The sequence below is a fragment of the Undibacterium sp. MH2W genome, assembly GCF_049340215.1.
Classification (GTDB): domain Bacteria; phylum Pseudomonadota; class Gammaproteobacteria; order Burkholderiales; family Burkholderiaceae_D; genus Undibacterium.
The window spans coordinates 1-23,368 of the sequence record NZ_JBMPPA010000006.1 but is presented as its reverse complement, the minus strand read 5'-3'; the positions used below and the strand labels follow the sequence as shown (position 1 = coordinate 23,368).

14 protein-coding genes are annotated in these 23,368 nt (G+C 48.7%); 10 read left to right on the top strand and 4 right to left on the bottom strand.

The annotated features are described in order from the left end of the window. The first annotated feature begins 51 nt into the window (after positions 1-51). The 6 genes from ACO0K2_RS14855 to ACO0K2_RS14830 all read left to right on the top strand — a co-directional run bounded on the left by ACO0K2_RS14855 (position 52) and on the right by ACO0K2_RS14830 (position 6,258). Positions 52-1,581 carry an ABC transporter ATP-binding protein gene (locus ACO0K2_RS14855; RefSeq protein WP_423020172.1) on the top strand — a complete coding sequence of 510 codons (1,530 nt, stop codon included), beginning with the start codon at positions 52-54 and terminating at the stop codon, positions 1,579-1,581. A 143-nt stretch (positions 1,582-1,724) separates the two neighbouring features. Beyond that, positions 1,725-2,807: an ABC transporter permease gene (locus tag ACO0K2_RS14850; RefSeq protein WP_423020170.1), complete on the top strand. Its 1,083-nt coding sequence runs from the start codon at positions 1,725-1,727 to the stop codon at positions 2,805-2,807. Next, positions 2,804-3,775 carry an ABC transporter permease gene (locus ACO0K2_RS14845; RefSeq protein ID WP_423020168.1) on the top strand — a complete coding sequence of 324 codons (972 nt, stop codon included), beginning with the start codon at positions 2,804-2,806 and terminating at the stop codon, positions 3,773-3,775. The genes ACO0K2_RS14850 and ACO0K2_RS14845 overlap by 4 nt, the downstream gene beginning before the upstream one ends. A gap of 166 nt (positions 3,776-3,941) precedes the next feature. Next, the gene (locus ACO0K2_RS14840) at positions 3,942-4,934 is read left to right on the top strand and encodes a nucleoside hydrolase (protein WP_423020166.1); all 993 of its coding nucleotides are present in this window, start codon (positions 3,942-3,944) and stop codon (positions 4,932-4,934) included. A 9-nt stretch (positions 4,935-4,943) separates the two neighbouring features. Next, positions 4,944-5,786, top strand: coding sequence for a 2OG-Fe(II) oxygenase family protein (locus ACO0K2_RS14835; protein WP_423020164.1), 843 nt, complete (start codon positions 4,944-4,946; stop codon positions 5,784-5,786). Positions 5,787-5,859: 73 nt separating this feature from the next. After that, positions 5,860-6,258, top strand: a complete 399-nt coding sequence (locus tag ACO0K2_RS14830; protein WP_423020162.1) for a cytidine deaminase — start codon at positions 5,860-5,862, stop codon at positions 6,256-6,258. 135 nt (positions 6,259-6,393) lie between these two features. On the opposite strand, the gene ACO0K2_RS14825 is transcribed toward ACO0K2_RS14830, so the two are convergent. Continuing rightward, entirely contained in the window at positions 6,394-8,091 is a 1,698-nt protein-coding gene (locus ACO0K2_RS14825) for an L-lactate permease (protein ID WP_423020160.1), read from the bottom strand. Between the two features lie 297 nt (positions 8,092-8,388). Continuing rightward, complete coding sequence (locus ACO0K2_RS14820) at positions 8,389-10,017, bottom strand: sensor histidine kinase (RefSeq protein ID WP_423020158.1); 1,629 nt, start codon at positions 10,015-10,017, stop codon at positions 8,389-8,391. Positions 10,018-10,289: 272 nt separating this feature from the next. Here ACO0K2_RS14820 and ACO0K2_RS14815 point away from each other — a divergent pair, with 272 nt between their 5' ends. After that, on the top strand, positions 10,290-11,171 hold the full coding sequence (locus ACO0K2_RS14815) for a dienelactone hydrolase family protein (RefSeq protein WP_423020156.1): 882 nt from the start codon (positions 10,290-10,292) through the stop codon (positions 11,169-11,171). Between the two features lie 148 nt (positions 11,172-11,319). Further along, the gene (locus ACO0K2_RS14810; protein WP_423020491.1) at positions 11,320-12,072 is read left to right on the top strand and encodes a ZIP family metal transporter; all 753 of its coding nucleotides are present in this window, start codon (positions 11,320-11,322) and stop codon (positions 12,070-12,072) included. A gap of 50 nt (positions 12,073-12,122) precedes the next feature. Here ACO0K2_RS14810 and ACO0K2_RS14805 read toward each other — a convergent pair whose 3' ends face one another. Continuing rightward, on the bottom strand, positions 12,123-12,980 hold the full coding sequence (locus ACO0K2_RS14805; RefSeq protein ID WP_423020154.1) for a sulfurtransferase: 858 nt from the start codon (positions 12,978-12,980) through the stop codon (positions 12,123-12,125). Between the two features lie 76 nt (positions 12,981-13,056). Continuing rightward, on the bottom strand, positions 13,057-14,721 hold the full coding sequence (locus ACO0K2_RS14800; RefSeq protein WP_423020152.1) for a ShlB/FhaC/HecB family hemolysin secretion/activation protein: 1,665 nt from the start codon (positions 14,719-14,721) through the stop codon (positions 13,057-13,059). Positions 14,722-15,450: 729 nt separating this feature from the next. Here ACO0K2_RS14800 and ACO0K2_RS14795 point away from each other — a divergent pair. Beyond that, on the top strand, positions 15,451-16,473 hold the full coding sequence (locus ACO0K2_RS14795; RefSeq protein WP_423020150.1) for a filamentous hemagglutinin N-terminal domain-containing protein: 1,023 nt from the start codon (positions 15,451-15,453) through the stop codon (positions 16,471-16,473). 60 nt (positions 16,474-16,533) lie between these two features. Next, on the top strand, positions 16,534-23,368 hold a 6,835-nt coding region (locus tag ACO0K2_RS14790; RefSeq protein WP_423020148.1), incomplete at its 3' end, for a hypothetical protein.

Genomic DNA, 23,368 nt, shown 5'->3' with positions numbered 1-23,368 from the left:
ATTGTCTTACCTTAGTACCCTGCCCTATTTACCCTCTGGAAATCTGAAAGTATGCAGCCAGCCGTCGAATTTCAACACATTGCCAAACGCTTTGGCGCAGTACAGGCTAATCGCGATGTGAGTTTTTCCATCGCGCCCGGCTCCATTCATGGCGTGATTGGTGAAAATGGCGCGGGTAAGTCGACGTTGATGAGTATCCTTTACGGCTACTACCAAGCGGATAGCGGTAACGTCCTCATCCATGGTCAGGCTCAGCACATCCGTAACAGTCACGAAGCGATTATGCTAGGGATCGGCATGGTTCATCAGCACTTTATGCTGGTTGAAAACATGACGGTGCTCGATAACGTCATGCTCGGTGGTGAAGGTGGTTTCCGTCTCGCGCAGCGTCGAAAAGAAGTTGAAGCCACGCTCCGCGATATTTGCAAACGCTATAACCTTGACGTCGATCCTCTGGATAAGATCGAAGATTTATCGGTCGGTGTTCAGCAGCGTGTTGAAATCCTCAAGCAGATTTATCGTAGCGCTAATATCCTGATTTTGGATGAGCCAACAGCGGTGCTAACAGTACAAGAGACTGCTTCGCTGTTCGAAGTTTTACGCTTATTCAAAGAGCAGGGAAAAACAATTATCCTGATCACGCATAAGCTGCAAGAGATTCTGGAAATTACCGATGAAGTGACCGTCATGCGCGGTGGCACGGTGGTAGGCTCCGTCGTGACTGCGGATACCAACAAAGAACAGTTGGCAGAACTGATGGTCGGTCGCCCCATCGAAAACCATTTGCCACGCGCACCTTATGCGCCAGGGGCAAACGTCCTTGAGGTGAAAGGTCTCAACCTCATTAATGATCAGCAAGTCAGCTTGTTGAAGAATCTGAATTTCAGCATCCGGGCTGGCGAAATTGTGGCCATTGCCGGGGTGTCTGGTAATGGGCAAAGTGAGTTGCTCGAGATTCTCAGCGGTATGCGTCTGCCTTCCAACGGCAGCATCACGATGCACGGAAAACAGCTCCCGTTTGCAGGACGCAAAGATGCAGATGGATTACCTGCGGTGTATCGCGACTGGGGTATTGGCCACGTGCCTGAAGATCGCTTGCGAGATGCGGTCGTCAAAAATTTCTCGGTCATGATGAATAGTTTCCTTGGCTATCAAAAAAAACTTGGCAAAGCGTTTGGCTTACTGAATTACAAGCAGATTCTCAAGAACTGCCAAGAGATGCTCAGTCAGTTCGATGTGCGTCCAGCGGATCCTCATCTGCGTATTGCGCTGCTTTCAGGCGGTAATCAGCAAAAGGTTGTAATGGCGCGTGAGATTGACGCGAAGCCGCAACTGATGCTGGTTGGACAACCCACGCGCGGTGTCGATATCGGCACCATCGAAAGTCTTCATGCGCGCTTACTTGCGATGCGCGATGCTGGTGTTGCCATTTTGCTGGTTTCCGTTGAACTCGAAGAAGTACGCGCCCTTGCTGACCGCATTTTGGTGATATCCAGTGGTGAAATCACGGGCGAGCTAAAAGTAGAAGAATTTGATGCCACCCGTATTGGTTTATTGATGGGTGGTTTGCACAAGCACTAGCCATATCGCGATGCCCGAATGATAGCGAGTTGCTTCATTCAACAGTAGGAACCAATCAGGACGAATATTGATTCGCACAAGCGGTCAGTTCACATGAAGTCCCCGGAAAATATAAAGCTAACAGTGACGATAGAGTTACACGTATGAATCAAGCAGATCTTCCCCGCTGGGCCAGCGCCTTCGCCCTGCCCTTACTCAATTTATTCTCTGCGCTTTTAGTCGCAGCAGGCGTCATTTATTTGCTCGGCGAAAGCCCGATTGAGTCGCTACAAATCCTCATTAACGCCGCCGTCCTCGACCCCGAGGGACTTGGTTATACCTTGTTTTACGCTGCGACCTTTATTTTTACCGGCTTATCGGTATCCATCGCAATGCAAGCCGGCTTATTTAATATTGGTAGTGAAGGTCAGATGTATATCGGCGGACTTGGTCTGACGCTCGTCTTACTGGCGTTTGACGCTCACTTGCCTGGCTGGCTCCTCATCCCGCTGGCTATTGCAGGGAGTGCCATTTTTGGTGCGGCGTGGGCCTTCTTGCCAGGCTACTTACAAGCCAAGCGCGGCAGTCACGTGGTCGTCACAACGATCATGTTTAACTTTATTGCCGCCAGTTTGATGAATTACCTGATCATCGGCTTTATGATCCCAGAGGGTCAGCAAAATACCGCAAGTCGTTTGTTTGCAGAGAGTTCTTGGTTGCCGAAGCTGAATGGTTTATTCCCCATCCTCGGTGAAACACCTCTCAATATCAGTTTCCTTCTGGCGATCCTCGCGTTGGTCATTTATGGCATTGCTATCTGGCGAACGACCTGGGGTTATCAATTACGTGCCACTGGATTAAACCAACATGCAGCGCACTATGCCGGGATTTCTATCAAGAAAACGATCATCGTCACGATGATGATTTCAGGTGCACTGGCGGGCTTGGCAGCGGTCAACTCGGTCATGGGCTCGACACACTATCTCAATCTGAACTTCCCTGCCGGCGCTGGATTTATCGGTATTGCGATTGCTCTGATGGGACGTCAGCATCCGATCGGGATTTTCTTGTCGTCCATTCTATTTGGCGCGCTCATTCAGGGTGGGTTTGATCTCTCGCTGGAAAAACCAAACATTCCACCAGAGACGTTCATTTTTATTCAGGGTCTCATTATTTTGTTCTGCGGTGCAATGGAAAACCTCTATGCGCCAGCTTTATCCGCACTGTTAAAACGTAAGGAAAAATGATGTTTGATGATTTTCAATTTTCCAGCATTCTGGTCGCCACGATTCGCAACGCACCGGTGCTCATTTTTGCAGCGATGGCTGGTCTCTTCTCTGAACGTAGTGGCGTCGTTGATCTTGCGCTAGAAGGAAAAATGCTGGCTGCAGCGTTTGCCTCGGCGGCTGTCGCTTATACGACGCAAAATCCATGGCTAGGCGTGCTCGCAGGCGTTGGTGTCTCGGTCGCTATTGCCGTCCTTCAGGGTTTTGTGAGCATCACCCAAAAGGGCAATCAGCTAGTCGCAGGTATTGCCATTAATATCGCGCTCAGTGGGCTGACCTTTGTATTGGCGCAATTTTTCTTTATGCAGGGCGGCCGTACGCCAGATCTCGGCGAAGCGCGTCTGTTTGACATCGTCTTACCGGGATCAGCAGCCATTGCTCATATCCCTTTCTTAGGCTGGTTCTACACACAGCTACTGGGTGGACATAGCGTGTTGGTGTACGTCGCTTTTGCATTGATTCCGATTGTGCATTGGGTGCTCTATCACAGCCGCTTTGGTTTACGTCTGCGCGCCGTCGGTGAAAACCCCCACGCTGCAGATGCTGCTGGTGTCAATGTGGAACGTACGCGCTTTATGGCGATGTTGTGTGCCGGCGTTTTATGCTCGCTGTCCGGTGCCTACTTATCGATCGTGCAAAGCGGCTTTTTCTTGCGAGACATGTCCGCAGGTAACGGCTACCTTGCCCTGACTGCGCTGGTATTTGGTAACTGGCGGCCATTACAAACAGCATTGGGATGCTTGATGTTTGGTTTCTTTACCGCCCTGCAGGTACAAATCGAAGGCGTGGTGTTTCCTGTGATTGGTAAAGTCCCAGGATCGCTGATTCAAATGATTCCCTATGTCGTAACCGTTATCGTCTTAGCAGGCCTCATGGCTAAATCAGTGGCGCCAAAAGCCATTGGTACACCTTTTGTGAAATCACGCTAACGCAAACCTCAGTACTTCACGATCTGGCTGACACCACGGACACAGCCAGATTAGATTCAGGAAAAGCGCAATTTTCGGCCTCCTTGAACCGGGTCAACCGCAACAAATCGCTTCGCGTCTGGGTTCTGTCCAATGGCCAGCCGGAGTTATTTTTTGGAGAACATCCATGCAAACAAAACACAAAGTCATTTTTGATACCGACCCAGGTGTAGATGATGCAATGGCGCTGTACTTTGCACTCGCCCATCCAGATATCGACGTTGTCGGTATCACCACCACATTTGGTAATGTCTACGTCGAACAAGCCACCACGAATGCGTTGTATTTGACGCGGATCGCTGGTCGTCAAATTCCGGTGGCGCAAGGTGTGAATGTACCATTGGCAAAAGCTGCTGGCACGCCGCCTGACTTCATCCACGGTGCTGATGGTCTGGGTAATTTGCCTTCACGTATTGAAGTCGGCGGTAAAGCGGAAGTTGAAAGCGCTGCTGAGTTCATCGTGAAAATGGCACGTCAACATCCAGGTGAAATTACGCTGGTCGCAGTGGGTCCATTGGGCAATTTGGGTCTGGCATTGAAGATGGAACCACAACTGCCAAAATTGTTGAAAAAAGTCGTACTGATGGCAGGTGCAGTCGATGAGCCAGGTAATGTGTCGCCAGTGGCAGAAGCAAACGTCTGGAACGATCCGGATGCCGCTGACCTCGTCTTCACCGCAGGCTGGGATCTGACGATGGTTGGTCTGGACGTTACACACCGTGTTGTCTTGCCTTCGACTTTCTTTGCCCGCTTAGCAGCGCAGCACAAGCACGTAGCAATGGATACGCTGTCTCATGCTGTGAATTTCTACGCGAATTTCTACCAAAGCATTCGCCCTGATCTGGGCCACGCTTGCTACGGTCACGACGTATTAGCGTTTGTATGGCTGGTAGCCCCTGAAATTTTCGAAACTCAATCCGGCCGCGTTCGTGTTGCCAAAGAAGGTATTGGCAATGGCCAGACCATGATGGCAAAGCTGCCCATTCCTTATCCACAAGCAGGATGGGAAGCAAGCAAACCAGAAACACGCGTTTGTATGAAAGTGGATGCAGATGCCTGTTCTCGACTGATCGATGCCACATTGAGCAGCGATTGGTTGCAAGCACCATTGAGCAAATAAGGAGCGATCATGCATATTCAACCTGTTGATTATCGCGATCCAGATGCTGCCAGAAAATTCACCGAAAGCCTGCATCAAACAGGCTTTGGTGTGCTGACAAATCATCCGTTGTCACAACACTTGCTCAATACCATTTATCAAGAATGGTATGAGTTCTTCCAGACCGATGCGAAGAATAAATATCCCTTTGACGCGGAGAAAATGGATGGCTATTTTTCGCCAAAAGTGTCCGAGACAGCAAAGGGCTTTTCTAAGCGCGATTTAAAAGAGTTCTACCACATCTATCCGTGGGGTCGTGTGCCATCGGAAGTATCCAACGCTGCCGTTGAGTACTACGCAGAAGGCTCTAAACTCGCTGCAGAATTGTTGCAATGGGTGGAAGATCATTCTCCAGCTGAAATCAAAGCAAAGTACTCCATGCCGTTATCAGACATGATTACGGACAGCGATCTGACCTTGCTGCGCGTGTTGCATTACCCTCCGCTGCAAGGTGACGAGGAGCCTGATGCCGTTCGCGCTGCGGCGCATGGCGACATCAACTTGCTGACCGTATTGCCAGCAGCAACGCAAGCGGGCTTACAAGTGCTCGGTAAAGATGATGCATGGCATGACGTACCTTGTGATTTCGGTATGCTGATCGTCAACATCGGTGACATGCTCGATGAAGCGTCTCAGGGTTACTACCCATCGACCATTCACCGCGTACTGAACCCGACAGGCGAAGAAGCGAAAAAATCGCGTATCTCTTTACCGCTGTTCTTGCATCCACGTCCAGATGTCGTGCTCTCCGAGCGTCACACATCGGGTAGTTATTTGCAAGAACGTCTGCGTGAATTAGGCGTCAAAAAATAAGCTTTTGACGGCAAGATGAACTGGACTTAAAGGCATGCCGTTTTCCGACATGCCTTTTTTTAATGGAAAAACCATGAATACTCAACAACTTATTTCAGAAGCACACCACGCCCGTGAGCGTGCCTACGCGCCCTACTCAAAATTCAAGGTCGGCGCGGCCGTTTTGACAAAAGACGGTAAAGTTTTTCACGGCTGCAACGTGGAAAACGCCTCTTATGGCTTGTGTAACTGCGCTGAGCGCACTGCCTTATTCAGTGCGATCGCAGCAGGTTATCGCCCTGGCGATTTTGCAAAGATCGCCGTAACGGGCGACACAGAGGGTCCTATTGCGCCTTGCGGTGCATGTCGTCAGGTAATCATTGAACTGGGTGGCCCCGATTTAGATGTTGTACTCACTAACGTCAAAGGCGATATCAAAGAAACGACAGCGGGTGCACAATTGCCCGATGCGTTTTATTTGAAACCGGAATAAATCGACATTCCTATTACTCAAAAAAGAAAAGAGCGACATGCAGATCATCTCTGTCATGTCGCTCTTTTTTTTCTTAATCGCTTTGCTCCTCTTCCATCTGCGAAAGAGGAACATATCCACCATGAATAAAAACGATCAGTGTACTAAGGCAGTAAAGGGTGGCACATACGCCAATAAGAATACAAAGAGACCGACCAACACAGCTAACGCTAAACTATGGAAGAACACGAAACGCAAGATGCTGCTCTCGTGACCATACCACCGCGTCGCAGTACTCGCGACCACGATACTCTGTGCATCGACCATTTTACCCATCACACCACCAGCACTGTTTGCCGATGCCATCAGAATAGGATTCAACCCCAGTTGCTCGGCGGTCGTTTTTTGCAAACCACCAAATAAGACGTTCGCAGCCGTATCAGAACCAGTCAATGCCACGCCCATCCAGCCCAATAACGTACCGAAAATCGGATAGAGACTGCCCGTATGTGCAAAGGCAATACCCAGCGTTGCATCTGTGCCTGAGTAGCGTGTCAGATAACCCAGCGCCAGCATCAACACGATTGTTAATAAAGAATAGCGAACCAACCAAATCGTACGGAAATAAATACGTATCAGATCAACGAAGCGGTATTTCATCATCATGCCGCTCAAGAGACTCGCAATGAAAATACCTGTACCTGTTGCTGAGAGCCAGTTAAGGACGTACACCGCTGGTTCTTTGTGCGGCGTCGCGACAACGGGAGCGACTTTTTGTACGAGGTTATCAAGGCCAGCAAATGGGATCTTGAAAATAGAGATGCTATCAACCCATTTTTTAAACTCTGGTACACCCCAGATAAATACCAACATCGTCAATATGACCCACGGCATCCAAGCCAACACCAAAGCGCGACGATCGTGCTTTTTGAAAATCGCCGCAGCGGCATCCGCTTCATGACCGTGTGCTTGCTCACTGGCGACATCAGGCACACCAGAGTCATCCGCATGACCTTTGAGCGACACCGAAGTCCACACTTTGGATGGTTTCCAAACCTTCAGGAACAAAATCAGGCTCAGCATAGAAACAATTGCCGCGACCACATCCACCAACCATGGACCATGGTAGTTAGACACCAGATATTGAGGAATCGCGAAACTCAACCCAGCCACCAAAATCGCAGGCCAAATTTGGATCATGCCTCTAAAGCCTGCAAAGGCCCAAATTAACCAGAAGGGAACGAGCAAAGAGAATAAAGGCAAGATACGACCAATCATGCCAGAGAGATGCATCAGATCAAGTCCGGTAACTGCTGCGAGGGCAATGACAGGGGTTCCTAACGCACCGTAAGCAACAGGCGCAGTATTGGCGATCAAACACAAACCTGAGGCTGCGAGCGGCGAGAATCCTAAACCAATCATAATCGCCGCTGTCACTGCAACAGGTGTTCCAAACCCTGCAGCACCTTCGAAAAATGCGCCAAAACAGAAAGCGATCAATAACAACTGAATCCGACGATCATCAGTGATATTCGTCAGACTGTCTTGCAACACATTGAAAGAACCGTTTTCAATCGTCAGTTGATGCAAGAAAATAATATTGAGAACGATCCAGCCAATAGGCAATAAACCGTATGCAGCACCAAAGCCAGCGGCATTCCACGCCAAGCCTGCAGGCATACCAAAACCCCAAATAGCCACCAGCAAAGCACTGATCAAGCCTAAACCAGCTGCGTAATGCGCTTTCATATGACCAAAAGCGATACATGCCAGCATCACGACAACCGGTATTGCCGCCATCAGCGCTGATAACCATACATTCCCCAAGGGGTCGTAAACTTGACTCCAGACCATCTCATCTCCTCATTGTTTTATTCGTGCATCGAGCCGTAGTCGCTCTGAGTTTTGGATGGTACGACAGGAAGATGAGAGAAATTCATTGATCAGGCATGAAATGAATTTCAGCGATTGTTGAATTTTTTAGATGTTTTGAACAAAACAGTTTGTTATTCTAGTTAAAAGTGAAGAAAAATTTCTGCACACCAACACTTTGATCGCCAAGAAAACGCGATAAGCGTTCTTTTTGCATGAATGAGAGACGGGATCGGTCGTCAGAATTGTTGCGTAACAACATCAATGAACAACAGCAGCTTACTTGGAGAGCGGATCTGACTTTCTGAGGTTATCCGGTGCGCATAATGGAATCAGAATCTCAAATTGTGTACCGACACCCCGTTCAGAGGAGACTCGTACGGTACCGCCGAGAACGGCTTCCACGAGATTGTGGCAAATATGAAGACCGAGACCTGAGCCGCCTTGTCCGAATTTTGTCGTAAAGAACGGATCAAATACTTTATTGAGATGCGTTTCTGGAATACCAATGCCGTTATCAGAAAAGCGAATTAAAACATGCCCATCGGCCGCACCTTGTGTGCTCGCCCAAATCTGAATGCGACCTTGCTCATCATTTTCAAATGCATGGAGCAAGGCGTTATTGAACAGATTAAAGATCACTTGTGACAACGCACCTGGAAAACTATCCATCGCAATATCATCTTCAATATCAGTCTGTAACACCAACTGGCGCTTTTTGAGCTGAAGACGCAAGGTGGGTTCTGATTCTGCGATTAGTTTTTTTAAATTGAACTTCCGACGCAACTCACTGGTTTGATCGACGGCGATGGTTTTAAAACTGACAATCAGTTCAGAAGCCCTGACGATATTGGTGGTCAGTAAATAGCTCGCCTCATTGAGCATATTGAAATGCCGCTCAAGTAATGATTTTTTGAGGTTCCCCGCGAGATACTCTTCGTGGGTGTGGTTGACCTTATCAATAAGCGAGGTAGCAACAGTAAGAGCGTTACCAATCGGCGTATTCAGTTCATGGGCGACACCCGCCACCAACGAGCCAAGACTAGCGAGCTTTTCAGAATTCACTAACTGCGCCTGTGTATTTTTCAGGTACTGCAAATTGTCCGACAGCAAATGATTGGACATTTCTAATTCCGCAGTACGTTGCGCCACGCGCTGCTCTAGCGTTTGATTGAGTACCGTGATTTCTTTGATTTTCTTATCAATCTCGAAGGCCATCTGATTGAAATCATTTGCGAGACCTGCTAATTCGTCGCGTCCTGAAATATCGATTTTTTGATCATACCGACCAGAGACAATCGCCCGACTAGCACGCGCCATTTCTTTGAGACGAAAAGAAATACGCCAGCCCAAAAACAGTGTTGCCATCAAGGTGGCGAGCATGATGGTTGCCGTACGAAGAAGGGAGCGTTGCTGCTCTTTCGACGTCGCATTGACCAGACTTCGCGTGGAAAACCCATACTGCAAAAAACCAATTTCACGGTGTGCCAGTAGCAGTGGATTCCGAATGTGTACGACGCCGTCTTTCAATGCGGCGTTCTCAAACACCGCCTGCGACGTCGGGGGTGGCAATACACTGTTGGTCTTGAGCGTATTGATTAAGACTTTGCCGGTCGAGTCACCAAGTGCGACATAAATCAATCCATTTTCAGCGTGCTCATCCAGCATTTCACTAAAAAAGATATTGACCGTTTTCAGATCGTTTTTAGCAACATAAGTGGAGACCGTCATATTTAAAATTTGTGACGTCTGATTAATACTCGATTTAACATTCTCAACGACAGCTGTTTTTAGCGTCCGGTTACCGTCATAAAAGACACCTGCAATCAGCAATGAAAACGACAAGGCAGCAGTTACCGCAAAGTAACCTATCAAAGAATGAACAAATCGACCTAACCAGATAATCATGTCATACCGTCGTGCGGGTACTCGTTGAACTTCAAAAATATTGCCAACAGGCAGTATAGGCAAACCATACACTATTTCGGTTGCAGAATAGTGACGTCGACTCCCCTTCGCTCGTCCTACCCGTACAAAAAGCCTTCGCGAGGCTGAAAATGGATCATAACATTAACGCTTTTACTCCTCAGGTCACCTGAAAATTGATTTCACGCTAAGATACGGCTTGCATTTTCCCCCTCACCCATTGGGTCTCATCCATCATTCAGCAGGAGAAATCGATGCTACACCGTGAAGAGTTTAATAGTATGACGGGCAATTCCGACGAGTCCGATTCCATGAGCCGTCGTGATTTTATTCAAACCGCTGTTGGCGTGGGTTTTGCGGCAGCAGCATTGCCGGTATGTGCACAAACAATGGTAAAAACCGATCTGACTGGACTAGAAGATAGTCGTCCGCACATCACCGTCGGTGGCCAGCAGGTGCCACTGTATGTTGCTAAACCGGCTGGCAAGACAAACTTACCTGTGATTTTGGTCATTTCTGAAATTTTTGGTGTCCACGAACATATCGCGGACGTCGCCCGTCGCTTTGCCAAGTTAGGCTACATGGCGATTGCACCTGACCTCTTCTTCCGCCAAGGCGATGTGAATCAGTATCCGTCTGTCGCTGAGCTTATCCAAAACATCATCGCTAAAGTACCCGATGCCCAAGTGATGGGCGATCTGGATGCCACCGTTGCTTGGGCAAAAGAGCAAGGAGGCGATATCAATCGTCTTGGTATTACGGGCTTCTGCTGGGGTGGACGGATTACGTGGATGTATTCCGCGCACAATCCTAAAGTCAAAGCGGGAGTGGCTTGGTATGGCAAGCTCGTTGCCGATCCAACGCCGCTTTCACCACGCCATCCTATCGATATTGCAGCAAGCCTCACGACACCGATCCTCGGCTTATACGGTGCAAAAGACACCGGTATTCCTGTTGCAACGGTTGAACAGATGAAAGAAGCCTTAAGCAAAGGCCAAAGTCATTCAGAATTTAAAGTCTATGAACACTCGGGTCATGCGTTCCATGCGGATTATCGCCCAAGCTACGTCGAAGCGGATGCCAAAGACGGCTGGTCTCGCGCTGTTGATTGGTTCAAAACACATGGTGTTGTGTAACGTCAGCGGTCGTTCATACATAGAACGTCACGACGAGTGCGTCTATAAAAAGGACGCCGGATTTGCATAAAATCCGGCTCTGTGCTTTAATTTGCAACTTAGTTGCAAATTAAAGCCGAGGTTCCAAATTCACTCCACTCTGATCTCCATCTTAATCACCACAGCCATGGCTGGGTTATTGAGTATCACTGCTGCTGCGGTCTTTTCATTTTCGTTGCTCGCCAAAGTCGTAGAGCGCATGGTTGCTCTCTCCGTGGGCATTATGTTATCGACATCGCTGTTGCATGCGTTGCCAGAAGCTTTCGAGTCAAAAGCCGATCCGCATACCCTATTTGCTTGTTTGCTAGGTGGTCTGCTCGCATTTTTCTTGTTGGAGAAATTCGCGATCCTCCGTCACTCCCATCACCATGAGGGCGATGGACATCATCATGAACACGGTCATGATGCCCATGAAGCAGGCAAAGCGGGTTGGATGATTTTGCTTGGCGATGGGATGCACAATTTTACCGATGGGATTCTGATTGCCGCCGCGTTTCTCGCGAACCCTCACCTTGGTTTTGTCACGGCGTTCGCCATTATTGCGCATGAAATTCCTCAGGAAATCGGCGACTTTATTATCTTGCTCAATGCAGGCTTTAGTCGTACTCGCGCTTACCTGTATAACCTGGCCTGCAGCATGATGGGCGTGTTCGGCGGTGTTCTAGGCTATTTCACATTGGAGCATGCCAACGGTATGATTCCTTATGTGTTGGTATGCGCTTCGTCAGGATTTATTTACATTGCTGTGAGCGATCTGATGCCACAAATGCAGCGCAGAACGTCCTTGAAAGAAACGATTCCTCAAATCTTACTCGTTGCCCTTGGTGTGCTCATTGTTCTCTTTGTGACACGACACGAGTGACATCAGGAAATCTCCTACGAAAAAAAACGGGGACTATCATCCCCGTTTTTTTAGCGTGCCACTGGGCGACTCGGATCAGCGCACCATTCGCTCCAAGAACCTGGGTACAAGGCTGCACCGCTTAACCCGGCCGCTTCCAATGCCAATAGATTATGGCAGGCGGTCACGCCCGACCCACATTGCATCACCGCTTTTTGCGGATCTGCCAGAAGTCCAGACCATTCAGCCCGCAATTGTTCAGCTGATTTGAATCGACCATCTGCTTGCAGGTTGTCCTTAAAGAACCGATTGAGAGCGCCGGGAATATGCCCACCCACGGGATCTATCGTTTCGTTTTCACCGCGAAAACGATCTGGGGCACGTGCATCCACCACCGTCCATTGTGGATGATCGAGATTCGCCACAACACTCGCGACATCGACTTGGGTCACTAAGCTCGGACGCTCTGTCAATTGACCAAGGCGCGCTGCAGGTACGTCGGTCGAAACTGGAAATGACTGTGCCGTCCATGCTGGCAACCCACCATCGAGAACAGCGACAGCCGCATGTCCAACCCATCGCAACATCCACCACAAGCGAGCTGCAAACATGCCACCCTGCGCGTCATAGACAACTACTTGCGTATCATGATCAATGCCAAGTCCACGTAATGTTTGAATAAACTGCTGCTTTTCAGGTAAAGGATGACGTCCACGAAAGGCACCATCTGGTCCTAACTTGGGTCCTGACAAGGCATCATCTACGTGCACAAATTGCGCGCCAGGAAGGTGGCCAGCAGCATAAGCTTGAGCGCCTGCCTGAGTATTCATCAGATCATGACGGACATCGAGAATGACCCAATGTTTCTCGTTTAAATGGGCAGCGACATCCTGTGCGCTGATGAGCGTGGTATACGTTGATAAATCCATAGACAACTCCGTCAATGAGAAAAAGTGGTTAATTTGTGAGTGCATTGACACTAATGACATCACGAATAGTAACGCATTAGAAGTAGAGAGATCCCGATACCCAATACCGTATCTGACCAGTTGTGCCATCACTATCTGCGCCAGTGCTGCGGTTAGCAGCGGGGTTGGAACCTAATTTTCGACCAATGTTTGCACTGAACTGATACCGTCGCGCTTTGTTGAAGGTGACCCCAGCAGCAATTCCACTCAATGAATAGTGATTCAGCAAGCTGGCACCGGGATAGTTTGCATGTTGATTGATAAAGACAGAACCATAATCGTAAGCGAGTGATGTCTGTAATCCAGGACGCCATTCCTTACTGAGTTCCGCAACGAGAACGTACCCTGTATCCGCTGAGCCTTCCAAACTTGGATACGCCGTCACACCTTGCTTGCCTCCGATTGACAACTTCTCTGACGAATCAAGATTTTTCAACGCGAGTTGCGTATTCGCAGAAAGCGACACATTCATATTGTGTGGCAACGGCTGTAAATACACGATGTTCCCACCGACTTTACCGAAACTACCTTGCGTATGCGGTCCAGTGACATCGGCGGCCTCATTAGCCTTATCACCCGATAAGTCGAGCCGTCCAAGGTAAACGTTACTGTTAAGGAGCACATAACCACCATCGATTGCAGAGAAAACAGTACTGAGACCCAACGTTAATTCATGCACACGTTTATCAGAAATTGTTTGCTGATTGGCGATGTTATTGTAGACCTTATGATCGAATGCCACATTCCATGTGGCACTTCGGTTTGCCGATTTAAGAAACGGATAGCTCAGAAATACACCGGCGGTTTGCGCCTTACCGCTGGCGTTGGGTGAGGAAAAATCGCCAATGAGGCGGTAAGTCATTGTCGACCACTGAGCCCCAAGCTGAAGACCGTCTGAAAACAATGGCGTGCTGTACCTGAGACTTCCATATTCACTTCCCAGCGTCGAAATTGTGTTGATACCGATCTGATCGCCAGATCCTCTTAGATTATCAATACTTAGAGAGCCGTTAACACGATTGGTACCTGTTGAGCGTGAACCATCGTTATCCGCCTGCAAAAATCCCGACAACAGAGGTTTATCTTCTGCCGTGATGATGATGTCAGTTAAGCCCGTACTTTTGCCAGGCGCTAACGATAAACCCGCAGTAACGCCAGGAAAGTCATTGAGCAAATTACTCGCTCTCTCCAGACTATTGAGATCAATATAATCGCCTGTATGTTGACGTACGGTGACGATATCAACCAAAGCTTGCGATCGAAAACGTGTGTGTTCTGCATTCCCCATCACGCGCGCCGTTCCAAACTTTGCTTCAAGTAATTGCAAGGTAACGATCTGATGATCAATATCTTGTTCAGGAATGACGACCCTCACAAACCAGCCATGCTGACGGTACGCATCGGATATCGCATCGCTGACTTGTTCAAGATCACTAAAATGGAGCTCACGATGCAACCAAGGTTTTACAACCCGATTGAGCTCCTCTTCGCTGACTAAATTTGCACCTGTAAAATGAAATGCGTCAACGATAAAGCTCAACGCATCCTCTCCGGGTGTCGGTGCTGATTCTGGTGCTACTGATTTGTGGAGAGGGTGTACCAACGACGGCGCTTGTGACGGATTCATATCACGCTGATTTTGGCGCAACAGTGCACCTGCGTCGGGCGTTGTCTGGGCACTGGCATGTTCGGTAACCGCCATCACCCCTAATGTAAAAACAAATAGCGACGGCAATAAAGTCTTATTGCATCGCTTAGGTGGGCATCCGCATTTTCTGCGGGCAAGTAAATCCCGAAATCTCATCAACATTCAAAAAACAGGAATTCAATATTTTATTCAAACAACAACCGAGTCGGGATCGCTTTTTACATTTCAAATATTGCAATAAAAGCACACTCATCTTATTACTGCTTGCCACAAAGTACAATTTTTATTGCGCACCATGTGACGCTTAAAAGACATCAATCAGTCTTTATGACTGCTGATTGATCGGTGATTGATCGGTAATCAAAACGTACGTCACTGCCTATTCCAACACGACATATCCCCCCTCCCCCATTCCCTGTTCTCACATCGTCAACATCCATGCATGCGCATCTTAAACATGACGATGCATCAAAAAAACAACTTTGTCGTAGAGATACAAATAAAGGATCTCGAAGTAACTATTTTTTATAAATTTCTAGTTAGAAAAACAAAAAAAGGCGGAAACTTTGTAAAGCAGTGTTACAGCAATTACGCAGGTGAATTCATCCAAATCGTTTTCACTTATTATTGGCGCGCGGCAACATTTGGCGCAAAAAAATACACATCGCCTCAACAATGACTTTGGTAAAAATGGCGTTCATTGCACATCTAAAAAGGCGATCGTTGATGAGTTAATTAATCAAAAACAAACAACCCGCCTTTCGGGATTTGACGAGTGATGACATGAATTGCATTTATCGGACAATATGGAGCGATGTGGCGGGTGGCTTTGTCGCAGTCGCTGAAACAGCGCGTGCACATGGAAAACGACAAGGAAGTATTTCACGTCGTACGTCGTTAGGCATTACCGCCGTCTCACTTGGATTATTTCAACTCAACGCCATCGCAGCATCACTTGGTCCGAATACGGCAACGACCGAAGTCATCACCAAACCGTCTCCTGCAAAATTACATCTCGACACCCCTGTTGTCACAACCGTCACCGCATCACCGCTGATCGCGCCAACGACACTGCCTGGTAACGCAAGCATCGTGAGTGGGAATATTGCTATTACAAGCAATACCACTCCAACGACTGCAGTCATGAATATTAACCAATCAAGTAAAACCGGCATCATTAATTGGGGAAGTTTTAATATTGGCAGTGCGGCTACTGTCAACTTCAATCAACCTGACGCTCAAGCATCAACACTCAACCGTGTTCAAAGTGCCGACATCAGCCAGATACTCGGCAAAATGAATGCGACGGGACAAGTCTTTATCATCAATCCGAGCGGTATTCTATTCGGTAAAACATCACAGGTGAATGTCGGCGGTATCGTCGCAACAACGCATCAGTTGAGCGATAGTGATTACTTAGCGGGACGCACGCTGTTTTCGCGTAGTGGATCGTCAGCAGCTGTCATCAATGAGGGAAACATCACAACAGCCATTGCAGGGTATGCTGCGCTGCTGGCGCCAGAGGTACGTAACGACGGTGTCATTTTGGCGAGACAGGGTACCGTTGCATTAGCATCAGGCGAAGGTATCGCCTTGCAATTCGAGGGCAGTAGTTTGATTGGTATGACGGTCACACCATCGACCATTGCGAGTCTGGTGCGAAACCAACGTGCAGTATTAGCGCCGGGCGGATTAATTATTCTCAGTGCGAAGTCGATTGGGCAATTGGCATCCGGCGTTATCCAGAATAGCGGCACCCTGAGTGCAACAGGTACCAAACTCGTCAACGGTCATATCCGCTTGTAGGCATCGGATCAAATTACTCTGAGTGAGCAATCGAACATTGACGTTAGTAACAACGAGGGAATGGGTGGTGACGTCACATTCAATGCAAATCAAGTGCACCTCACGGATCACGCCAAAATTTCAGCGACTGGCATCACAGGTGGAAAAGTTATCATCGAGGCCGATAGCACATCCACTGGTACAGCCGCCGATCCAACTCCGGCTATCACGTTGGCAGCAACGGCGATGATCGATGCGAGTGCCACCGGACGTAGCGGCGAAGGTGGCAATATTGATCTACGTGCAGACAATGGAAAGATCACCATTCACGGCACCATTGTTTCCGATAGCAATGGCGGTAACACCGATAGTGGACACATCATCATTGGTCGCAATACCGATACCGGCGTGCTCGCGGCAAGTACCGATGTGAGTAATGCTCACCTGCAAGCGAAAAATGGTCTCGTTGAAACGTCGGGCGATTTTCTCAAAAGCGACGGTGTCACTGTACGTGGCAAAACATGGTTGCTCGATCCGAACAATGTCGAGATTCTCGCAACGAGTTCTTCAACACCATATATTTACGGGGATTCTGTTGTGTCTGCCAGCCAAATTGCAACGGCGTTAGGTAATGGCACAAGTGTTACGATTTCCACGGGCGGCACAGGCACTACAAATGCCAGCGTCACATCAAGCCCAACAGCCGGTCAGGTGAGCATTAATGGCACAGGGACACAATCTTGGGGCAACATTTTGGTTGGCAGTCCCATCAACGTCACCGCCGCCGCAGGGGTGAGCTGGTCAGCGAATGCGGCACCAACGCTAACTCTGAATGCGAATAACGCGATCTCTGTTTATGCACCTATTTCCGCTTCGGGTACGTTTGCCAATGGAACGACATATGCAACCAATCCAACGTCCATCAATGTCGCAATGACCGCCAATGGCATTAATAACGATGCCTATAGTGGGATCAAAATTGATGGTTCAGGTGCTATTAATTCGTCATTATGGGGAATCAATATCAGTAATTTGCCATCAAACGGAGCAATATCAACGAATGGCGGCATAGTTACTATTAATGGAACAGGCAATGCGTCGCAACGCGGCGTGGAATTATTTGGTCCCGCTAGCACTCCTGTCATCACATCCGATCAAATCGTTATGAATGGCACGTCGGTCGCCAACGGTATTGAGCTAGGCGGAAGTTTAGCGGTCACTAATTTAAATAACAGAAATTTGACAAGCACAATTACCGGTACGTCTTCGAATAATAACGGTAGTTATGGCTGGGGACCGTCTTATGGTGCTCTCGAAATAGGCAATACGACGTTAAGTGCAGCAAGCGGTACGACTTTATCATTGATTGGGAACGCAACCTCGATTGGTACAGGGCACGACACGTATGGTATGAACGGTGTCATCGAATTCGCGGGCAACACATTGACAACGAGTGGCAACGTGTCCATTTCAGGATTCAGTGGAAGCTATCGTGCAGTCAATTTGTTAGGAACGATTAATGAGAGTGCAAATAGTTCGCTCACCATTACTGGCACACAAATGTCTAACGTGACGGCCTATGCGGATATTCATGCCGTCTACATGGGTGGTAGTTTAACCGCTGGAAATGGGAGTTCGCTCAGCATCGTTGGCAATAGCTATGCTGCCCCTGGCAGTAACACTTATGGGGGCGACGGTGTTAATCTTCACGGAAGTATCACAGGTGCTTCGGGTGCTCTCACAATCACCGGTAGTTCGACTTATGCGAATGGCATTTACGAATACGCCACAATATCTGGTTGGGGTGACACGAAGCTGATTGGCACATCGTTCGCACCAAATTACACCAGCGTGACTGTTGGATCCTCCACAATCAACGTCGGCACACACAATCTATTTATTCAGTCGAGTGGTAATTACTTTGGACGTATCATTCTCTCTCAATCCGCACTGATTGCTGGTAATGTGAGTATTGACAATTCTGGTGGTGCCATCAACAACCTTACTGGCACAATTACACCAGGAAATGCGATTGCATCGAGTAGTTTTGGCTCATACATTTACTCGCCAGATACGACCATCAATGCATCAGGCAACGTTAATATTTTCGGTCAAAATGGTGCAGGCAGTACGTCCAGCCCTGTTCAAATTGGAGTGGGAGGGCCTACATCACCGATATCAGGCGCATCGATTACGATCAACGGAAAAATTGCAGCTGGATCCTTGAATAGCAACGGTGTGTTGACCAATGGCACCGAAATTGGCATTGCACCTGCTAGTACAGCAAACAATACAGGCAACTACGGTTTATACAACGGCGTCAATCCTTTATCTGCATTCACCCTCGCAAATAACGGAACGACGATCACTAACGCCAACGGAACAACCGCGTCAACTGCGACGGTCAATATTTCCCGCTCTGACACGGTCAATTATGGGTCGAATAGTTATCTGTATGCGGTAAATCGCTTAGAGAATAATGGAACCTATACGGTATATATGGTCGAAGTTACATATGGTTCGACGTACTATGGAAGTACCTTTGGTGTTACCGCTGCGCCGACCACTGCACGCATACTAAGCGGGCAGGTAAATCCAGCAACCAATGCAACTCTGCTCGCAGGTTATTGGGGGGCAGCGGCATCGCCCACCGCGAATGGCACGACAGCCGTCGGGCCGAATGGCATCAGCATTCTTGGCTATACCACGAACGCAGCCATCTTTGGTGCAAGTGGCGGCAGTGGTTCGACGACAGTCAGTAGCTCAACGGTACCAACTGGCAGCGTTGGGAACGCAAATTCGGTTGAAATCAGAGGCACATCTACACTAACTACTCCCCTGTTGAAAGCGACAGGCAACATTACCATTTCTGGCAACCAGGGTAACGTTACGCTAATTGATTATACGAGTATAGCGAGTACTTCGATCAGTGGAGCCAATATCAGCATCGACAATACGAATGGGATCATCGATTCGATTACAGGTGCCATTACGACGGGGAGCGGCGCAGGGGGGCAAGGTAGTTCACCCGGCGTTTTATTATCAGGCGGAAGCATCGCAGCGGCAGGAAATCTCAACATCGCTGGCATAAATACATCTTCGACCACCAATGTGATAGGTACACAAGTGAGTAGCTCACTCACGAGCAGTGGTGGTGCGATCAATATTACAGGCACAGCAACAAATAGCTCGACAGCATATGGTGTTTTCGTTTCCCAGCCCGTGATGGATACGTTGACTAATGGTGTTATTACAATCTCAGGCAAATCAGGACTTTCCTCTGGGACCGACTATGCCGTGTCGGTTGGTGCAAACGTTGGTTCGACAGCAAACGCGAATAACGTGGTGATTCAGTCTCTGAATGGTAGCCAAATAGCACATACAGCAGGCACGATTGCGGGTAATTATGTCAGTATCGATAACACTGGAGGTACGGACTCTGGGGGCATCATCAACGCACCCAATACAGCCAATCCATTATCGATGACGTGGGGAGCTGGTTTAACGTTAACTGGAGCTGGTATTTCAGCGACATCCGGTATCAATCTGTTTGGAAATTCGACCAATGCCTCAGGAGTCAAAGTACAAGAAGGAGTAAGCTCAGGTGGCTACTTAACAATTGCAGGCAATTCCGCTGGTGTTTCTACGCAGGGCGTGTACACAAGTACAGCGTTAAGTGCCAACGGTGCGATTTCCATCACAGGTAATAATACAAATACCAGCGCCAGCAATACGGGGAACGGTGTGAGTATCGGAGCGACAATCACCGATACGAACACGAATAGTAACGTGACAATTCAAGGCAGTACGGCTGGCGGCGCGTCAGCTGCGTCAGGCAATGCGATTATACTCAATGGCAACATAGCAGCTGGCACGAATAATGTCATACTTCAGTCGACCAATGGAAGTATGATTTATCAACAAACTGGCACCATAACTGGCAACAATATCAGCATTGATAACACCAATGGCACCATCAATGCATCAACAGGTGTCATCACGAACGGCACTGCCTCCGCAAGCAGTAGCACCGGAACCAATGGCATCAATCTTGTCGGAGGTGCGATCACCGCCAGCGGCAATATGAATATCAGTGGAGCGACCAACAGTTCCAACTCTACCGGAATCAGTCTCGCAACGGCACTCACATCCAGCGGTGGCAATATCAGCCTTAATGGCAACAATACGGTGTTATCGGGTTACATCACTGGTAGTGGAATAAATATCGCCTCAAATGCTTCAGTGACTGATACATGGGCGAGTCCTTCTATCATCAGTATTCAAGGACACACGGCAGGTTACAATGCGGCGATCAAAAATGCAGCGCCCATCATTGCAAGGACAGCAGGCTCATCGATTAATCTGACGTCAACAGGTAACGCTGGAATAACTGGCAATGGGGCGATTGGTTCGAGTACCTACAACAAAGCGAACGTGACCTTCTCTCAAACTGGCAACAGTACCTATGACGGGGCAACGAACGCGAGCAACCTCACCATGTCTGGTGGTGGCACATTAACGCTAGATTCATGGACTTACTCAACACCGGCAAATACGAATATTTCAAACGCCTACACTGTGCAAGGTGGATCAACGTTACAACTCAACACAAGCGCCAGTTCTCCATTAACAGGACCTTCCACCGTCAACGTTAATAATGCGTCGGTCTTTTCTTTGAATACCACAGGCAGCAGCAATTGGACCAATGCGAGTTTTAATTTTACGGGGACAAGCGGTGGAGGCACCATTAATTTTACGGGCAATCCAATCGGCAGTGGAACTACGCAATTTTCTACGAACGGCGGTGCAACTGATACGATCAATGGATTATGGAATGCGAACAACAACAGCCTCACTTTAAACCTAGCTGCAGCGACCAGTGGTACCTTAGGCTCTACAGGTTCTTATCTCGCACTCGCCTTTGCATCCAGCGGGTCCAGTGGAATAGGTATCTCAAATGCCAGCGTCATTAATGTCAATGGTGGCGGGGGCGTATTGTTTAAGTCCGGTATCAGCGGGAGCGCTGGAAACTCCTTGAATATTAATGCGGGCTATGTCCAGGTTGGTGATGGAACGTCGGTAACATCCAACTTTACAGAATCATTGGGTGTGTCAACAGTCAACATCGCAACGGGATCCGCCTTAGCATTTGATCGTGCTGAAGCTGTGTCGTCGAACCTGATATTCACAGGTGCTGGAAATCTTACGCAAGCAGGCGCTGGCGCATTGACACTGACAGGCGCAAGTACCACGTTTGCAGGGACAACCTCCATTAACAGCGGAAAAACATTAAATGTGAATTCAGGGGGCACGCTCGGCAGCAGTAGCATCACCCTGAATAACGGCGCAAACTTCAACATCACTCAAACGACAGACACGACCATCAACAACGCCATTTCCGGAAATGGCAATGTCTCTGCCACCATCACAGGCAACCTGACTCTCAATACCCCAATTAATTTGACGACGGGCGGTAGCGTTAATTTCAGTGCTAGCGGCACATTGACGACGAACAATAGTATCGTCTCCGTTGCAGGCACCAGCCTAACAGGCACGAACGGCGTGGCGCTCAACAGCAATATCACTAATACCGCATCCGGCAACATCACTGTTGCTGCGGGTAACGGCACAGCTGCATCAACAGCCACATTAGCCGCGGCGTCGGGAGCGACGATCTCACAGGCTGGCACGGGGAATGTCGTTCTATCAACTGATGGGCAAGGTAATCTCACTACCGCTAAAATTCTTAACAGCGGTTCTGGCAATGTGAGTTTAATCGCTGGCAAGCTACTTAGTGCTGGAACAACTACGGGTGGACAAATCACCACGCTGAATGGGAATACCGTCAGCAATAGCGGTGGTGGTAATCTGTATTTATATACGGGGGATGCAGCCACTACCGGAAATTTAAGTTATCTCAATAGTGCCTTAACGACACTCTCACTGTCAGGCAGTTCGCTCAATACCGCCTTTAATACAGCGTATGGCAGCGGTAATACCATCGCTGGCGGCGGCACGACGCAAGTCATGTTTCGCTCAACAACAGCCCCGGCATTCTCGCTGGCATTGGCATCCATTGCTAAAGTCTATGGTCAGAGCGATCCAACGCTCAATAGCGCGTTTCAGACAGCCTACACGGCAGCGGGCAATCCTGCCACCCTCACTACAACGAGCGGAAATAATACATTTAGCGTCAGTGCTGCAACACTGATCGCCAATATGTCAGGGAGCCGCGTCGCGGGAGAGAATGTGAGCACGGGTCCCTATGCCTATACCTTGCGCGGCAACGCCCTATTTAGCAATGACATCATTACCGGTGGCAGCTTAACGATCACACCCGCCAACCTCAGTGCCACTGGCACCGCTACCTACAACGGGACATCGAACTTTAGTGGAAGCAACTTGATCATTACAGGCGTCAATGGCGAGACCTTCACTGCGACGGGGACAGGCACTTTACTCAATGCCGGTAACGTGCAAACGAGTCAGCCACTGAGCAGTACCGCTGGTCTGATCCTGTCAGGTGTCGGCGGTGCATTGACCAGTAACTATAATCCCATCGTCGCTTCGCAAACATCGGTGAGCGTCACACCGGCAACGGCCACCATTAACGCCACCAAAACCTACGATAGCACAACGAGCTTAACATCAGGTCTGGTCAACATTACCGGCGTTAATGGACAAACACTCAATTACACAGGAACGGCATCAGCAAACAATGCCAACGTTTTCGCTAACGGCAGTAACTATGTGAGCGGCATCACAGGATTGACCAACGGCACCGGCCTTGCATCAAACTATGTTTTACCTAGTTTAACCACCAACTCCAGTGCCAACAGCGTAACGATTAATCAAGCTACGGCGACAATCAATGCCACCAAGACCTACGACAGCACAACGAACTTATCGTCAGGTC

What these genes read in the sequence shown, in the direction of transcription:
- ACO0K2_RS14855 (WP_423020172.1), top strand. Translation starts at nt 52, where the DNA reads ATGCAGCCAGCCGTCGAATTTCAACACATTGCCAAACGCTTTGGCGCA.
- ACO0K2_RS14850 (WP_423020170.1), top strand. Translation starts at nt 1,725, where the DNA reads ATGAATCAAGCAGATCTTCCCCGCTGGGCCAGCGCCTTCGCCCTGCCC.
- ACO0K2_RS14845 (WP_423020168.1), top strand. Translation starts at nt 2,804, where the DNA reads ATGATGTTTGATGATTTTCAATTTTCCAGCATTCTGGTCGCCACGATT.
- ACO0K2_RS14840 (WP_423020166.1), top strand. Translation starts at nt 3,942, where the DNA reads ATGCAAACAAAACACAAAGTCATTTTTGATACCGACCCAGGTGTAGAT.
- ACO0K2_RS14835 (WP_423020164.1), top strand. Translation starts at nt 4,944, where the DNA reads ATGCATATTCAACCTGTTGATTATCGCGATCCAGATGCTGCCAGAAAA.
- ACO0K2_RS14830 (WP_423020162.1), top strand. Translation starts at nt 5,860, where the DNA reads ATGAATACTCAACAACTTATTTCAGAAGCACACCACGCCCGTGAGCGT.
- ACO0K2_RS14825 (WP_423020160.1), bottom strand. Translation starts at nt 8,091, where the DNA reads ATGGTCTGGAGTCAAGTTTACGACCCCTTGGGGAATGTATGGTTATCA.
- ACO0K2_RS14820 (WP_423020158.1), bottom strand. Translation starts at nt 10,017, where the DNA reads ATGATTATCTGGTTAGGTCGATTTGTTCATTCTTTGATAGGTTACTTT.
- ACO0K2_RS14815 (WP_423020156.1), top strand. Translation starts at nt 10,290, where the DNA reads ATGCTACACCGTGAAGAGTTTAATAGTATGACGGGCAATTCCGACGAG.
- ACO0K2_RS14805 (WP_423020154.1), bottom strand. Translation starts at nt 12,980, where the DNA reads ATGGATTTATCAACGTATACCACGCTCATCAGCGCACAGGATGTCGCT.
- ACO0K2_RS14800 (WP_423020152.1), bottom strand. Translation starts at nt 14,721, where the DNA reads ATGGCGGTTACCGAACATGCCAGTGCCCAGACAACGCCCGACGCAGGT.
- ACO0K2_RS14795 (WP_423020150.1), top strand. Translation starts at nt 15,451, where the DNA reads ATGAATTGCATTTATCGGACAATATGGAGCGATGTGGCGGGTGGCTTT.